Annotated in this window: 13 protein-coding genes, 1 pseudogene and 1 riboswitch; of the genes and pseudogenes, 6 read left to right on the top strand and 8 right to left on the bottom strand. The window is 67.7% G+C overall.

Annotated elements, in window-relative coordinates; all coding sequences use genetic code 11:
• Nucleotides 1–8: 8 nt before the first annotated feature.
• A pseudogene (locus tag Q7J39_RS17240) lies at nt 9–2573 on the bottom strand (TonB-dependent receptor); the annotation flags it as partial.
• A 241-nt stretch (nt 2574–2814) separates the two neighbouring features.
• Here Q7J39_RS17240 and yghU point away from each other — a divergent pair.
• A complete protein-coding gene (gene yghU / locus Q7J39_RS17245) occupies nt 2815–3690 on the top strand; it encodes a glutathione-dependent disulfide-bond oxidoreductase (RefSeq protein ID WP_304828042.1) in 876 nt (291 codons plus the stop codon).
• A gap of 174 nt (nt 3691–3864) precedes the next feature.
• Here yghU and Q7J39_RS17250 read toward each other — a convergent pair whose 3' ends face one another.
• From Q7J39_RS17250 to Q7J39_RS17260, 3 genes are all read right to left on the bottom strand, one after another.
• Nucleotides 3865–4188 (bottom strand): GIY-YIG nuclease family protein, encoded by a 324-nt coding sequence (locus Q7J39_RS17250; protein ID WP_304828045.1) that lies wholly within the window; start codon nt 4186–4188, stop codon nt 3865–3867.
• 210 nt (nt 4189–4398) lie between these two features.
• Complete coding sequence (locus tag Q7J39_RS17255; RefSeq protein WP_304828048.1) at nt 4399–4809, bottom strand: PaaI family thioesterase; 411 nt, start codon at nt 4807–4809, stop codon at nt 4399–4401.
• Nucleotides 4809–5306, bottom strand: coding sequence for a 6,7-dimethyl-8-ribityllumazine synthase (locus tag Q7J39_RS17260; protein WP_304828053.1), 498 nt, complete (start codon nt 5304–5306; stop codon nt 4809–4811). Before Q7J39_RS17260 ends, Q7J39_RS17255 begins: the two co-directional genes overlap by 1 nt.
• Before the next feature lie 91 nt (nt 5307–5397).
• A riboswitch (FMN riboswitch) is annotated at nt 5398–5569 on the bottom strand.
• A gap of 127 nt (nt 5570–5696) precedes the next feature.
• Here Q7J39_RS17260 and Q7J39_RS17265 point away from each other — a divergent pair.
• Nucleotides 5697–6083: a hypothetical protein gene (locus Q7J39_RS17265; protein WP_304828056.1), complete on the top strand. Its 387-nt coding sequence runs from the start codon at nt 5697–5699 to the stop codon at nt 6081–6083.
• Here Q7J39_RS17265 and Q7J39_RS17270 read toward each other — a convergent pair.
• From Q7J39_RS17270 to Q7J39_RS17280, 3 genes are read right to left on the bottom strand one after another with little or no spacing between them, the layout of a single operon-like run.
• A complete protein-coding gene (locus tag Q7J39_RS17270) occupies nt 6080–6523 on the bottom strand; it encodes a flagellar basal body protein (RefSeq protein WP_304828059.1) in 444 nt (147 codons plus the stop codon). The genes Q7J39_RS17265 and Q7J39_RS17270 overlap by 4 nt on opposite strands.
• A gap of 9 nt (nt 6524–6532) precedes the next feature.
• Nucleotides 6533–6841: a rod-binding protein gene (locus Q7J39_RS17275; RefSeq protein ID WP_304828062.1), complete on the bottom strand. Its 309-nt coding sequence runs from the start codon at nt 6839–6841 to the stop codon at nt 6533–6535.
• The gene (locus Q7J39_RS17280; protein ID WP_304828065.1) at nt 6841–7947 is read right to left on the bottom strand and encodes a flagellar basal body P-ring protein FlgI; all 1107 of its coding nucleotides are present in this window, start codon (nt 7945–7947) and stop codon (nt 6841–6843) included. Before Q7J39_RS17280 ends, Q7J39_RS17275 begins: the two co-directional genes overlap by 1 nt.
• Nucleotides 7948–8166: 219 nt before the next feature.
• Here Q7J39_RS17280 and Q7J39_RS17285 point away from each other — a divergent pair, with 219 nt between their 5' ends.
• The 3 genes from Q7J39_RS17285 to Q7J39_RS17295 all read left to right on the top strand — a co-directional run bounded on the left by Q7J39_RS17285 (nt 8167) and on the right by Q7J39_RS17295 (nt 10952).
• Complete coding sequence (locus tag Q7J39_RS17285; RefSeq protein ID WP_304828068.1) at nt 8167–8598, top strand: flagellar assembly protein FliX; 432 nt, start codon at nt 8167–8169, stop codon at nt 8596–8598.
• 98 nt (nt 8599–8696) lie between these two features.
• Nucleotides 8697–9125: an RNA polymerase-binding protein DksA gene (gene dksA / locus Q7J39_RS17290; RefSeq protein WP_304828071.1), complete on the top strand. Its 429-nt coding sequence runs from the start codon at nt 8697–8699 to the stop codon at nt 9123–9125.
• Nucleotides 9126–9323: 198 nt separating this feature from the next.
• A complete protein-coding gene (locus tag Q7J39_RS17295) occupies nt 9324–10952 on the top strand; it encodes an ABC-F family ATP-binding cassette domain-containing protein (RefSeq protein WP_304828074.1) in 1629 nt (542 codons plus the stop codon).
• 88 nt (nt 10953–11040) lie between these two features.
• On the opposite strand, the gene Q7J39_RS17300 is transcribed toward Q7J39_RS17295, so the two are convergent.
• Nucleotides 11041–12108, bottom strand: coding sequence for an aromatic ring-hydroxylating dioxygenase subunit alpha (locus tag Q7J39_RS17300; RefSeq protein WP_304828077.1), 1068 nt, complete (start codon nt 12106–12108; stop codon nt 11041–11043).
• Between the two features lie 111 nt (nt 12109–12219).
• Between Q7J39_RS17300 and Q7J39_RS17305 the strand changes: the two genes are divergently transcribed.
• The gene (locus Q7J39_RS17305; protein ID WP_304828080.1) at nt 12220–13887 is read left to right on the top strand and encodes an NAD+ synthase; all 1668 of its coding nucleotides are present in this window, start codon (nt 12220–12222) and stop codon (nt 13885–13887) included.
• Nucleotides 13888–13979 lie beyond the last annotated feature (92 nt).

The following is a 13979-nucleotide window of genomic DNA, read 5'->3' on the forward strand; positions in this document are numbered from 1 at the left end:
GGCGTATCCTAGAAGTTCATCGCCGCGCCGATCCAGTAGGTGCGGCCGTAGTTGGCCCACTCCTGCAGGTACTTGCGGCCCGGGCCGGTGACTTCCTGGCGGCCGGTGTTGGAGAGGTTCTGGCCCTCGGCGAAGAGGGTCAGGTTGTCATTGAAGCGCCAGGAGATGCTGGCGTCGAAGACGTGGCGGCCCTTCCAGTACTGGTCGGAATTGGGGTTGGCGTCGTTGATCGTCTCCAGCTGGCCGCCGATATAGTTGTGCGACACCCGGGCCTCAAAGGGACCGCGCTGGTAGTAGACGCTCTCGTTGGTGGTGATCTCCGGCTGCTGGAACAGGCCCGTCGTGCGGGGGCCGGCCGAGGTCAGGAAGGTGAACTCGGTGTCCAGCCAGGTCAGGTTGCCATTGAAGCCGAAGCCGTCGAAGGGCGCCGGCAGGAAGGTGAAGGCCTGCTGCACCGCGAACTCCACGCCCTTGATCTTGGCCGTCTCGGCGTTGCGCGGGGTGGCGACGATGACGTTCTCCGGGCCCCGGCCGACATCCAGGGTCTCGGTGGAGGTGAGGGTGAAGATCTCGTTCTTGATGTCCTTGGAAAACACCGCCAGCGAGATCAGGCCGTCCTGCGGGTAGTACTCCACCGACAGGTCGAAGCCCTGGCTTTCGCGGGCCTTCAGGTTGGGATTGCCGCGCGACAGGGTGGGGGTGGCGCCGGTGAAATCCAGGCCCTCGGTGGCGGCGAGCGAGCTGTAGTCCGGGCGGCCGATGGTGTTGGTCCAGGCGGCGCGGACGATCAGGTTCTCGGTCGCGTTCCACTGCAGGTGGGCGCTGGGGAGCCAGTCGCCGTAGTCGCCCGAGTTGCTGACCGGGGTGAGCACGCCGGCGGTGTTGCGGACCGCGTCGGATTCGACCTTGGTGCGCTCATAGCGCAGGCCGCCCAGCAGGGTCAGGTCGCCGATCTTGTAGCTGGCCTGGCCGTAGCCGGCATAGACGTCTTCCTTGACCTCATAGTCGCCGGTGGGGGCGGCCACGGTGGTGGTGAAGCGGCCGCGATTGGCCTGGAAGAACGCCATGGCCTCGTCGGCGCCGATGCGCGGGGTGACCCGGTAGCGGTCGGCGATGATCTCGCTGGGGCCGGCGGTGTCGACCTCGGCCAGGGTGTAGATGAAGCCGGCGCCGGCCCGGTAGTTGGTCTGGCTGGAGGTGAACTCCCGCTGGGTGGAGCGCAGGACCGCGCCGAACTTGGCCTTCAGGCTGCGGTCTTCGGCCCCGTCGTCGAAGCTGAGGTTGAGGCGGGCCTGGCTGGTCTTCTCGTCGGTCTTGTCCTGGGCGTCGCGGTGCTGTTGCAGCACGTAGTTGGCGGGGTTGCGCAGATTGGCCTCGGTCACCGGCGTGAAGACCGGGAACAGCGGGTTGGTGGTGTCATAGGTGAAGGCGTAGTTCGCCGCCGCCGTGTCGACGGTGCGGAACTCCACTGAGTGGTTGGGGACCTCCAGGCCGGCCACGGAATAGACCAGATCGCCGTCGGCCTTCCATTGCGGGGCGAAGTCCCAGGCAAAGCCGGTGCGGAGCAGGCCGATCTCGCGCCGGGTGATCGGCTGGTTCAACTGGATGACGCCGCGGCCGCGGGCGAAGGCGCCGCTGGTGGGGGTCTGGGCCGACACATTGCCCAGGGGCTCGATGCGGTACTCGATCCGCTCCTCATCGTCCTCCATGCGGGCGAACAGGCCCGAGGCGTCCCAGCGGAAGTCGTCGGTGGGGCGGTACTCGATCTTGGCGTTCACGCCGCTGCGCTGCTTGGTGTTGTTGTACCAGAACAGTCGGCTGAAGGTGGGCACCTGGATGCCGTTACCGGTGGGGGCGCCCGAGAGGACCGGAGCGCCGGCGGCGGTGTATTCCCGCACCGAGGGGGCCTGGGATTCCACCTGCGGGATGTCGTAGTCCAGCTGCTCGTGGGAGGCGCCGACGACCACGCCCCACTGATCCTCGGCGCCGAAGGTGGCGCCCGCCGCGAAGGCCAGGCGGTAGGAGGGCTTGTCGTTGCGCACGCCGCCGCTGCGCTCATAGTCGCCGTAGGAGGCCATGCCGTTGAAGAACGGCCGGCCGGCGTCGAAGGCCGAGCGGGTGGTGACGTTGATGACGCCGCCGATGGCGTTGCCGTCCTCCTCGGGGGTGACGGTCTTGATCACCTCCAGGCGTCCGGCCATCACCGAGGGGACGATGTCCATGGGCACGGTGCGGCCGGTCTCGTCCACCGAGGCCAGCAGGGCCCCGTCGACGGTGGTGCGGTTATAGGTGGAGCGCAGGCCGCGGATCACCGGGAAGCGCGGCTCGCCCTGGTCTTCCATCACCGAGATGCCGGGGATGCGGCGCAGGGCGGCGGCGGTGTTGTGGTCGGGCAGCTTGCCGATGTCGTCGGCGGAGACCACGTCGGCGACGACGAACTCCGAGCGCTTCACGGCGATGGCGGCGCGCTGGGCCTCGCGCTGGCCGGTGACCACGATCTCCTCGACGTCCGTCTGCGCGAGCGCCGCGGCGGGCGCGCAGAGCGCGGAGGTGGCCAGAAGCGCGGCCATCAGGTTCGGCATGGATTGGAATTTGGACATCTGCGCCCCCGGTTGCAGTTATGCGACGGCGCTTAGGGACGCTCCGTGACGGCGGCGTCACCGTGATGTTGGGGTTCAGCGTCAGTGACGCGACGGGTCGGTGACAATTGATCCGGAGACGGACGGAGCGCCGCGCGCGGCCTTCCCATTGGACTTGGCGCACCCCACATCGCACTCTTACGCCAAGCCGCGATCCGCCTGGGAGGGCACGACCATGACCAATTTCCCCGAGAGCTACGTTCCGCCCAAGGTGTGGACCTGGGACAAGGAGAGCGGCGGACGGTTCGCGGCGATCAATCGGCCGATCGCGGGCCCCACGGCCGAGAAGGCGCTGCCGGTGGGGCGCCATCCGCTGCAGCTCTATTCGCTGGGCACCCCCAACGGGGTGAAGGTGACCATCATGCTGGAGGAGCTGCTGGCGCTCGGACACACCGGCGCCGAGTACGACGCCTGGCTGATCAATATCGGCACCGGGGACCAGTTCGGCTCCGACTTCGTGGCGATCAATCCCAATTCCAAGATCCCGGCCCTGCTGGACCGCTCGGGGCCTGAGCCGATCCGGGTGTTCGAGAGCGGCGCGATCCTGATCCACCTGGCCGAGAAGTTCGGCGACGCCTTCCTGCCCACCGAGCCGGCGGCTCGCGCGGAATGCATGTCCTGGCTGATGTGGCTGATGGGCTCGGCGCCGTTCCTGGGCGGCGGGTTCGGGCACTTCTACGCCTATGCGCCGATGAAGATCGAATACGCCATCAACCGCTACGCCATGGAGGTGAAGCGGCAGATGGACGTACTGGACCGCCGGCTCGCCGAGGCCGAGTACGTGGGCGGGGCCGACTACACCATCGCCGACATGGCCATCTGGCCCTGGTACGGCGGCATGGCCAAGGGCGTGCTCTACGAGGCCGGGGAGTTCCTGGACGTGGCGTCCTACAAGAACGTCAATCGCTGGGCCGACCAGATCGCCGAGCGGCCGGCGGTCAAGCGCGGCCGCATGGTCAACCGCACCTTCGGCGAGCCCTCGTCGCAGTTGCGCGAACGCCACGAGGCCAGCGACTTCGAAACCAAGACGCAGGACAAGCTGGAGGGGTAGTTCCCCACCTAGAATCCCCCCTGACCCGTCATCCCCGGGCTTGTCCCGGGGACCCATGATCTCTGTCTTTCCGTAGAGCGCGCGGCGGCGCCCTGCCAGCTTGCTGAACAACGGAGATCATGGGTGGCCGGCACAAGGCCGGCCATGACGGTTGGGAAGGGGGTAGCGCAGTGGCTACGGCGTCAACGGGCCCCTGGGTTCCGCAAACAGGCTCTCATAGAGGTCCTCCCAGTTGGGGTTCGCCTCCTCGACCAGGTTGATCTTCCAGTCGCGGCGGTACTTCTTCAGCGACTTCTCGCGCCGGATGGCCTCGATGATGCCGTCGAAGCGCTCGTACCAGACCAGTCGTTTGACGCCGTAGGTCTCGGTGAAGCCAGGGCGCAGGCCTTCCCGGTGCTGGCTGACGCGCTGGATGAGGTTGCTGGTGACGCCGATGTAGAGCGTGCCGTGCTTGCGGCTCGCCAGGATGTAGACGGCGTTGGCGCCCTCGGTGTGCATGGTGGAGCTTTGCAAGCGCGACGAAAATTACAATCCCTCTGACCGTCATGGCCGGGCTTGTCCCGGCCACCCATGATCTCCGAGCTGCAGCAGATGGCTGGGCGTTGGCCGTGCTGTCTGCGGAGAGGCGGAGATCCTGGGTCCCCGGGACAAGCCCGGGGATGACGGTTGTTGGGGTTGTGGTCGGGATTGGGGTTGAGCAAGGTCCCGTCAGTTCACCTTCCGCACCACCTTGAACACCGCATTCGCCCGCGCGCACGGCTCGCCATCCGCCGTGACGAAGGCTTGCGCGAAGCAGAGGCTGCCGCCGGGTTTGACGAAGATGGTGTCGAACTCCAGCCACTGGCCGACCTGGGCCGAGGCCAGGAAGTCCAGGGTGAGGTTCACCGTCACCAGGCGGGCGCCGTCGCCGAGGCGATGGCCGCAGGACAGGCCCATGGCGTTGTCGGCGAGCGCGCTGATCAGGCCGCCATGGACGAAGCCGCGGCTGTTGGTGTGGGCCTCCGTGACCTCCAGGCCCAGCACCACGGCGCCGTCCGTCTTGCGGCTGTAGAGCGGCTCCCAGGGATCGGTCAGGGGGCTCTTGCGATAGTGGGGTTCGAACCCCGTGGGCGCCTCCATCACGCCGCCGCCGTGACGCGTTGGAGGCCTTCCAGCGTCTTGGCGCAGGCGATGGCCGCCTCGGCGCCCTTCTGGACGAAGTGCTCGGCGAAGAAGGCCTGGTGGATGTCGTGCTCATGGAAGTGGTGCGGGGTGAGGATCACCGAGAACATCGGCACCTCGGTCTTCAACTGCACCTGCATCAGGGCCGAGACCACGGTCTCGGCGACGAACTCGTGGCGGTAGATGCCGCCGTCCACCACCAGGGCGCAGCCGACGACGGCGGCGTACTTGGTGGTCTTGGCGAGCGTCTGGGCGTGGAGCGGGATCTCGAAGGCGCCCGGCGTCTCGAACACATCGATCATGTGCTCGGCGAAGCCCAGCTTGGCCATCTCCGCCAGGAAGCCCTTGCGGGCCTGGTCGACGATGTTGTGGTGCCAGGAGGACTGGACGAAGGCGATGCGCGCGGGGCGATAGGCGCCGTTGGCGGTGGGCAGCTCGTAGGTAACTTGGGTCATGGTCGGTTCCCTAAGGTGGTTCAACCACGACTCAGGGGCACACCGACGACGGATCGAGAGTCCACGCATAGACGCGTGGCGACCCATCAGCAGTGGTTCTCATAACCGGACTCTAACCGTCGGCCCCGGGATCACACCGGTGTCTGCTGTCCCTGGCAGGCCGAAGCCCGACAGGCGCCCGCGGGCTCGTCCGATTTCGCCTCGCAAGGAGGCTGGTCGGCATTACCGCCGGTGGGGACTTTCACCCCGCCCTGAGAACGCGTCCGCCGGAACGGCCCGGCGATGGGATCAGGCTAGACCCAAGGGCGGGGTTCAAACAAGTGTTTTGATCCGTGCCGGTGGACGGGCGCGCCGACCCGCCGCTAGGGTCGCGGCGAACGGGAGGCGACCATGAGCGACGACGAGGGCGGCTATGACGTCGACGACTGGGGTCGGCTGAAGGCCTTCACCTCGGGCGTCGCGACCCTGGAGGACGTCCAGGCGAGGGCGGCGATCTTCGCTCTCGCCGACACCCAGAACGCTCGGGTTCTCGAAATGCCCCTGCCGCAGCCGCTGATCTGGTGGAGCGAGGACGGGGAGCAGGCGGCCGTGGCGGTCCAGGCCGAGTTCCATGACACGCAGGACGGCGAGTCCATGGAGGTGCTGGGCCTCGTTTTCCCCGACGGCGGCGGCGGCGTGGCCCTGCTGGACGACGTCGACCTGGTGGACGACACCGACCCCACCTGGCGCCAGCTGGTGGCCGACGCCATTGGGGATGAGAGCGGCGACGAAGCCTAGGCCCGCTTGTTCAGCGTGATGCTGGTGGCCGAGGCGGCGGCCGAGGGGGCGCCCTTGAGGCCGTAGCCCGAGCCGGTGGTGCGCTGGGCGGCGACCTCGTTGGCGATGGTCTTGACCAGGCCCTCGGTGACCGTGCGGGCGGCGTCCAGCGCCCGGCCCTGGCGGGCCAGCACGCTGTCGAAGGCCTCGGTGGCGCGGATCAGGCGGGTGCGCTGGGCGACCGGGGCGGCGGCCACCATGGCCGGGTTGGCGCGGACGCGGGCCGACTCGTGGCGGTAGATATTGGCCAGCCGCGAGGTTTCCTCGATGTGGGCCATCGCCTCCTGCGGGCGCTGCTGCTCGAAGGCCTGGGCCTCCAGGGCCACCAGCTCGGTCAGACGCTCGGTGAGGATGATCAGCTGTTCGACGCGGTCGGCGGCGTCCAGGGCGGAGAGGGCCATGGTGATTTCCTAACTCAAACCTTGAAGCTTCAGCATTTCCTTGGCGACGTCGTCGGCGATGCCGACCCCGCCGGACTTCACGACCTGCTTGGCCATGGCCTCGTTCATGAAGGACTTGAACATGTCTTCGCCCTCGCCACCGCCGAAGGGTTCGGAGACCTTCACGTCCTTCATCATCTGACCGAGCATGACGGTGAGGAACGAGCCTTCGAAGTCCTTGGCCGTCTGGGCGATCTGGCCGCGCTTGGCCAGTTCGGCGGCGCTCATGGGAACCGGCGCGGGGGCCAGGTTGACGGCGGGGGCGGCGATGTCGGCCATCACATCACCTCGATGTCGGCTTGCAGGGCGCCCGCGGCCTTGATGGCCTGCAGGATGGAGATCATGTCGCGCGGCGTGACCCCCAGGGCATTGAGACCGGCCACCAGGGTCGAGAGCGAGGCGCCCTCGCGCAGGGTGATCAGCTTCTTGCCCTTCTCCTCGTCCACCGAGACCGCCGACTGGGGCACGGTGGTCGTCTGGCCCTGGCTGAAGGGGGCGGGCTGGCTGACCGCCGGGCTTTCCTGGACGCTGATGGTCAGGTTGCCCTGGGCGATGGCGACGGTGGAGATGCGGACATTGTCGCCCATCACCACCACGCCGGCCACTTCGTCGATCACCACCTTGGCGGCGTCGTCGGGCTCGACGGTGAGGTTCTCGATCTGGGCGATGAAGCCGACCATGTTGGCGCCGGCGTTCGGCTGAATGGTGACGATGGTGGGGTTGTCGGCCCGCGCGCAGCCGGGGAACTTCGCATTGATCACGTCGGCGATGCGCTTGGCGGTGGTGAAGTCGGGGTTGCGCAGGGTCATGCGCATCTGGGCCATGCTGGCCAGCTGGAAGCCGATCTCCCGCTCGACGATGGCGCCTGAGGCGATGCGTCCGGCGGTGGGCACGCCCTTGGAGATCGAGGAACCCGAGGCGCCGCCGGCCGAGACCGAGCCGGTCTGCACCGTGCCCTGGCCCACGGCGTAGGCCTGGCCATCGGCGCCCAGCAGCGGGGTGACCAGCAGGGTGCCGCCCTGCAGGCTCTTGGCGTCGCCCAGCGCCGAGACGCTGGCGTCGATGGGCGAGCCGGTGGCCACGAAGGCCGGCAGCTTGGCGGTGACCATAACGGCCGCCACGTTCTTGGTGTTGAGGTTGGCGTCGCGGGTGTTGACCCCCAGACGCTCCAGCATGGCTTCCAGGCTCTGCTTGGTGAAGGGGGCGTTGCGCAGGCTGTCGCCCGTGCCGTTCAGGCCCACCACCAGGCCGTAGCCCACCAGCATGTTCTCGCGGACACCCTCGAACTCCACGATGTCCTTGATGCGGGACTTGGCGAAGGACGGGCCGGCGGCGAGCGCGGCGGCCATCAGGACGGCGCTGAAGAGGTGAAGCGATCGACGCATGAAACCCCGGGGGCGAACGAACAGGAAGAAGTCGTTCTTGCCTATGCGACGGACGTGCCAGCCGGGATCTGGAAAAACCCCAGCGATTCCAGGGGTTGGCGATTCGCCGCGGGCGGCAGGGCGCGCCGTGGCGGCAGAAGTTGCCCGGCATTAACCATACCCTAAGCATGCCGGCGCGATGAGTAGGGCGAAACGTCAGGTCAAGAGTTCGACTCACCCATGAAGGTCAACGGAACAAACGGCGTGGGATCGGTGAACGGGGCCACAAAGCCCCGCGGCGCCGATGGGCAGGGCTTCAGCCTGCCGACCGCCGGCGCCGCCCCGGCCCCGGCCCGGGTGGCCCGCGCCACCGGCCTCTCCGGGGTCATGAATGTGGACGCCATCCTAGCGTTGCAAGAGATGGGCGGGCCGCTGGAACGCCGCCGCCGCGCGGTGCGCCGCGCCGGCCGTCTGCTGGACGTTCTCGACGACGTGAAGCTGGGCCTGCTGTCGGGCGAGATGTCCGAGAGCAAGCTCGACGCCCTGCGCATCGCGATCCGCGACGAGCGTGAGGGCACCGAGGATGCTCGCCTGGAAGGGGTTCTTGACGAGATCGAAACCCGGGCCGCCGTAGAGTTGGCCAAGCTGGAATGCGCTAGACGTGCGGCCTGATGGTCCGTGCGACGCGAGCTTCGTTGAATCGTTATTTCGTTTTGGTATAAGCGCCCGGCGTGTCTAAAGGGGCGGTACTCCAGGGGCGTGAGGCGTAAATGACCACAGCCGCAGTCATGGCTAGTAAGGCGGGCTATCTTCCTTCCGAGGACGAGCCCTTCATGAACGAGCGTCAGCTTGAGTACTTCAAGCAGAAGCTCCAGGCATGGAAAGACGACATCCTGCGGGAATCCCGCGAGACTCTCGTCCACCTGCAGAGCGAAACCGAGAACCATCCGGATCTGGCGGACAGGGCGACGTCGGAAACCGACCGATCCCTGGAACTGCGGACCCGCGATCGCCAGCGTAAGTTGATCTCCAAGATCGACGAAGCCCTGCGCCGCATCGCCGATGGCTCCTACGGCTATTGCGAAGACACCGGCGAGCCGATCGGCATCGCCCGTCTCGACGCGCGGCCCACGGCGACGCTCAGCCTCGAGGCGCAGGAACGCCACGAGCGCCGGGAACGCGTTCACCGCGACGACTAGGCGGTGGGTTCACGGCCGCTGAGGCGCTCTCCCTAGGGGCGGCGCTTGCGAGGCTGTAAGCGCAGCAGACCCAACTGTCGTGGGGGAAGATCGCTCGCTGGCCGGGACAGGCGGACACCCGGGCCAATCGCCGCGCCCGGAATTTGGGACGGCTCTGAGGCTGGCCTTCTCCGCCGGCCCGGGCTAGCAGACCGCCCCATGATCCGCCTCGACAATATCTCCAAGCAAAACGGCCACCAGATCCTGTTCATCGAGGCCTCGATGGGGGTCCAGAAGGGCGAAAAGGTCGGACTGGTCGGTCCGAACGGCGCCGGCAAGACGACGTTGTTCCGCATGATCACCGGTCAGGAGCAACCGGACGACGGACTGGTGGCGATCGATCCCGGAATGACGATCGGCTATTTCAGCCAGGATGTCGGCGAGATGTCAGGCCAGAGCGCGGTCGCCGCGGTGATGGATGGCGTCGGGCCCGTCAGCGCCCTGGCGGCGGAAATGTCCAGGCTCGAGGCGGCCATGGTCGATCCCGACCAGGCGGGCGACCTGGAAGCGACCATCGAACGCTATGGCGAGGTGCAGGAGCGCTTCGAGGAACTGGACGGCTATGCGCTGGACGCCCGCGCACGCGAGGTTCTGGCGGGCCTGAGCTTCAGCCAGGAACGCATGGACGGCGATGTCGGTCTGCTGTCCGGCGGCTGGAAGATGCGCGTGGCCCTGGCCCGCATCCTGCTGATGCGGCCTGACGGCATGCTGCTGGACGAACCCAGCAACCACCTCGACCTGGAAAGCCTGATCTGGCTCGAGGCCTTCCTGAAGGATTATGACGGCGCCCTGTTGATGACTTCGCACGACCGCGCCTTCATGAACCGCATCATCGGCAAGGTGGTGGAAATCGACGCCGGTTCGCTCATCACCTATGCGGGCGATCTGGATTTCTACGACCAGCAACGCGCGATGGGCGAGCAGCAACGCCAGGCGCGCTACGAGCGCCAGCAGGCCATGCTGGCCAAGGAAATCAAGTTCATCGAGAAGTTCAAGGCGCGCGCCAGCCACGCCGCCCAGGTCCAGAGCCGGGTGAAGAAGCTCGACAAGATCGAACGGGTCGAGGCGCCGCGCCGTCGCCAGACGGTCCAGTTCGAGTTCAGGAGCCCGCCACGGTCGGGTGACGACGTGATCAGCCTGCGCAATGTCCATAAGGGCTACGGCGCCCAGCCGATCTATGAAGGCCTCGATCTCCTGGTGCGCCGCAAGGAACGCTGGTGCGTGCTTGGCGCGAACGGCGCCGGCAAATCGACGCTGTTGAAACTCGTCGCCGGCGCCACCGCGCCCGACAAGGGCACGGTCAGCACGGGCGCCAGCGTCAGGATGGGCTATTTCGCCCAGCACTCCATGGACCTGCTGGACGGCGAAGAGACCGTCTTCGAGGCTCTGGACGGCGCGTTCCCGCAGGCCGGCCAGGGGGCGTTGCGCACGCTGGCGGGGTGTTTCGGCTTCTCCGGCGACGATGTCGAAAAACCTTGCCGCGTCTTGTCCGGCGGCGAGAAGGCACGGCTGGTCATGGCCAAGATGCTGTTCGATCCGCCGAACCTGCTGGTTCTCGACGAGCCGACCAACCACCTCGACATGGCGACCAAGGAGATGCTGGTCGCGGCCCTGGCGGACTTTGATGGCACGATGCTCTTCGTCAGCCACGACCGCCACTTCCTGGCGGCGCTGTCGAACCGGGTGCTGGAACTGACCCCGGAGGGGGTCCATCGCTACGACGGCGGCTATAGCGAATACGTGTCACGCACAGGCCAGGAAGCGCCCGGCCTACACCCGGGGGCGTAGCGGGCCTCGGGACGATCAGGATGCGGGGCACGCAAGACCCCCCGATCATCTCGGATTTCGCCGGGACGAGCGGTGTTAATTCAGCGCTTTACGCCTCGAAGCTCATCTTGAGGAACCGGTGCAGCCGCCAGACGCTGGCCTCCAGGTGGCTGAGCGGGCCAGGTATGTACAGCGGGCTGGTCACGCCTTTCTGGGCGCCTTCGCAGACGGGGATGTCCTCGTCGTGGATGGCCAGGGCCTGGGCGCGGAAGCCGGCGACGAATTCGGGGATGGCGGCGAGGTCCGGGCTGGCCAGCAGGTGGATGTTGAGGCGGAACCGGCCGTGCTCGATGGAGTCCAGCTCGTACCAGGTCCCGAGCGGCGTCCCCTCCGAGAAGAACAGCAGGGTGGTGGGGAAGATGGCCGCCACCACGAAGCCGTGGTGGTCGCCCTCGGCGGGCGGGTTCTCCAGGATCGTGAACAGGTCGGCGCCGTCGCTCTCATAGGTCCCGAGACCGGGGTTGGACTGCTGCAGGCTGCCGATATGGGGGCCGATATGGTGGTAGGACTCCATGAAGTTCTCCACCATCAGCTTCCAGTTCCAGGGCGACTCCAGGCTGATGGTGTCGACCGTGACCATGGCCTGCGGGGCGAAGGCCGCCACGCGCGCCGTCAGGGGCGCGATCTGCGGCTCCAGGGGCGGCGCCTTGCCGTCGATATTGGCGAAGATCCATCCGTTCCAGCGGGCGGTGGCGATGGCCGGCAGGTCGCAATCCTCGCGATCGAAGACCTCGGAGCGCTCCATGGCCGGGGCGGCGGCGAGCTTGCCGTCCAGGCCGTAGCGCCACAGGTGGTAGGGGCAGGTGAGCGCCTTGGCGACGCCCGAGCCTTCCACCACCGGCATCCCCCGGTGGCGGCAGATGCGCGACAGGACATGGATTTCGCCGGCGGCGTCGCGGGTGACCACCAGGGGCGCGCCACCGATGTCGACGCTGCGATAGGCGCCGGCCTCGGCGAGGTCGCTCTCGCGGGCCACCGGGATCCAGCCGGCGCGGAACACCCCGGCCTGTTCGGCGGCGAAGACCTGCGGGTCGGCGAAGGCTGCGCGGGGCAGGGCGGTGGCCCCGGCCAGGGTGTCCGACACGGCCGCATAGGCCACTCTGGCGTGGTCGCTCATCTCGCCTTCCCCGGCTGTTGATCGGTTTGACGATCCCATGCCTGACGTTGGGTTCGTCCAGTCCGGTTTCCGGGGTGGCGACGGGCGGGCGGCGCAGCTACATGACAGGGCATGACCAATCGCCTCGTCATCGCCGCCATCCAGGCCAATCCCACCGTCGGCGCCATCGCCGCCAACGAGCAGCTCGCCCGTGAGCGCATGGCCCAGGCCCATGTGGCCGGCGCCGACATCGCGCTGTTCTCCGAGCTGTTCCTCACCGGCTATCCGCCGGAGGACCTGGCCCTGAAGCCGGCCCTGTGGGCCGCTGGCAAAGCCGCGGTCGAGCGGCTGGCGCGCGACACCAAGGACAGCTGCGCGGCCTTGGTGGGGCTGATCTGGCCCGCCGAAGCTCCCGGCCGTAAGCCCCGGAACGCGTTGGCCTTCCTGGCCGATGGCGAGATCAAGGGCGTGGCCTTCAAATGCGACCTGCCCAACTACGGCGTCTTCGACGAGAAGCGGGTGTTCGAGCCGGGGCTGGGCCCGTCGGTGTTCGAGTGGAAGGGCGTCAAGCTGGGGGTCCCGGTCTGCGAGGACATCTGGGCGCCGGCCGTCTGCGCCGACCTGAAGGCCCAGGGCGCGGAAATCCTGCTGGTGCCGAACGGTTCGCCGTTCCGCCGCCTCGCCGACACCGAGCGGATGGGGGTGGCCACGGCCCGCGTGGCCGAGACCGGCCTGCCGATGCTCTATGTCAACGAGGTGGGCGGCCAGGACGAACTGGTGTTCGACGGCGGCTCCTTCGCGCTCTCGGCCCGCGGCGAGGTGGTGATGCGCCTGCCGATGTTTGAGGAGGCCGTGGCGCTGACGGTCTGGGAGAAGGCGGACGATGGAGTCTGGGTCTGCGTCGAGGCGCCGATGGCCGATTGGGTCTCGGGGCCGGAGGAGGTCTACCGGGCCATGGTGCTGGGCCTCCGGGACTATGTGAACAAGTCGGGGTTCCCCGGTGTTTTGCTTGGCCTTTCCGGCGGGGTCGATTCGGCCATCGTCGCGGTGGTGGCCGCCGACGCTCTGGGTCCCGACCGAGTGCGCTGCTTCATGCTGCCCTCGCGCTACACCAGCCAGGACAGCCTGGACGACGCCGCGGGCTGTGCTGCGCGGCTGGGGGTGCGCCTGGATGAGATCGCCATCAGCCCGGCGGTGGACGCCTTCGCCGAAATGCTGACGCCCCTCTACGAGAACCGGGCGCCGGACCTGACCGAGGAGAACATCCAGGCGCGCACCCGGGGCCTGGCTCTCATGGCGCTCTCCAACAAGCTGGGCTCCATGCTGCTGACCACCGGTAACAAGAGCGAAATGGCGGTCGGCTACGCCACCCTCTACGGCGACATGTGCGGCGGCTACAACGTGCTGAAGGACGTCTACAAGACCCAGGTCTACGAGGTCTGCGAATGGCGTAACGCCCACGACCCCTACGGTGTGGCGGTCTCGCCGATCCCCGAGCGGATTCTCACCAAGGCCCCCTCGGCGGAACTGCGTCCCGACCAGAAGGACCAGGACAGCCTGCCCGAATACGCCGAGCTGGACGCCATCCTGCATGGTCTGGTGGAGGAGGAGGCGACCCTGGACGAGATCGTCTCACGCGGCCACGCGGCCGAGACCGTCGAGCGGGTGCAACGCCTGCTCTACAATTCCGAATACAAGCGCCGCCAGGCCGCCCCGGGCGTGAAGATCGGCCCCCGGGCGTTTGGCCGCGACCGCCGCTATCCCATCGTCAACGGCTTCCGCGACGCGGTGACGAAGTAGGGCATTCTAATTCCTCCCCCTTCGGGGGAGGGGGACCGCGCAGCGGTGGAGGGGGGTCGGCCCTTGCCGCGTCCACGGCCCCAGCCCCCTCC

Source organism: Phenylobacterium sp. (genome assembly GCF_030651185.1).
Lineage (GTDB): Bacteria > Pseudomonadota > Alphaproteobacteria > Caulobacterales > Caulobacteraceae > Phenylobacterium.

What these genes read in the sequence shown, in the direction of transcription:
- yghU (WP_304828042.1), top strand. Translation starts at nt 2,815, where the DNA reads ATGACCAATTTCCCCGAGAGCTACGTTCCGCCCAAGGTGTGGACCTGG.
- Q7J39_RS17250 (WP_304828045.1), bottom strand. Translation starts at nt 4,188, where the DNA reads ATGCACACCGAGGGCGCCAACGCCGTCTACATCCTGGCGAGCCGCAAG.
- Q7J39_RS17255 (WP_304828048.1), bottom strand. Translation starts at nt 4,809, where the DNA reads ATGGAGGCGCCCACGGGGTTCGAACCCCACTATCGCAAGAGCCCCCTG.
- Q7J39_RS17260 (WP_304828053.1), bottom strand. Translation starts at nt 5,306, where the DNA reads ATGACCCAAGTTACCTACGAGCTGCCCACCGCCAACGGCGCCTATCGC.
- Q7J39_RS17265 (WP_304828056.1), top strand. Translation starts at nt 5,697, where the DNA reads ATGAGCGACGACGAGGGCGGCTATGACGTCGACGACTGGGGTCGGCTG.
- Q7J39_RS17270 (WP_304828059.1), bottom strand. Translation starts at nt 6,523, where the DNA reads ATGGCCCTCTCCGCCCTGGACGCCGCCGACCGCGTCGAACAGCTGATC.
- Q7J39_RS17275 (WP_304828062.1), bottom strand. Translation starts at nt 6,841, where the DNA reads ATGGCCGACATCGCCGCCCCCGCCGTCAACCTGGCCCCCGCGCCGGTT.
- Q7J39_RS17280 (WP_304828065.1), bottom strand. Translation starts at nt 7,947, where the DNA reads ATGCGTCGATCGCTTCACCTCTTCAGCGCCGTCCTGATGGCCGCCGCG.
- Q7J39_RS17285 (WP_304828068.1), top strand. Translation starts at nt 8,167, where the DNA reads ATGAAGGTCAACGGAACAAACGGCGTGGGATCGGTGAACGGGGCCACA.
- dksA (WP_304828071.1), top strand. Translation starts at nt 8,697, where the DNA reads ATGACCACAGCCGCAGTCATGGCTAGTAAGGCGGGCTATCTTCCTTCC.
- Q7J39_RS17295 (WP_304828074.1), top strand. Translation starts at nt 9,324, where the DNA reads ATGATCCGCCTCGACAATATCTCCAAGCAAAACGGCCACCAGATCCTG.
- Q7J39_RS17300 (WP_304828077.1), bottom strand. Translation starts at nt 12,108, where the DNA reads ATGAGCGACCACGCCAGAGTGGCCTATGCGGCCGTGTCGGACACCCTG.
- Q7J39_RS17305 (WP_304828080.1), top strand. Translation starts at nt 12,220, where the DNA reads ATGACCAATCGCCTCGTCATCGCCGCCATCCAGGCCAATCCCACCGTC.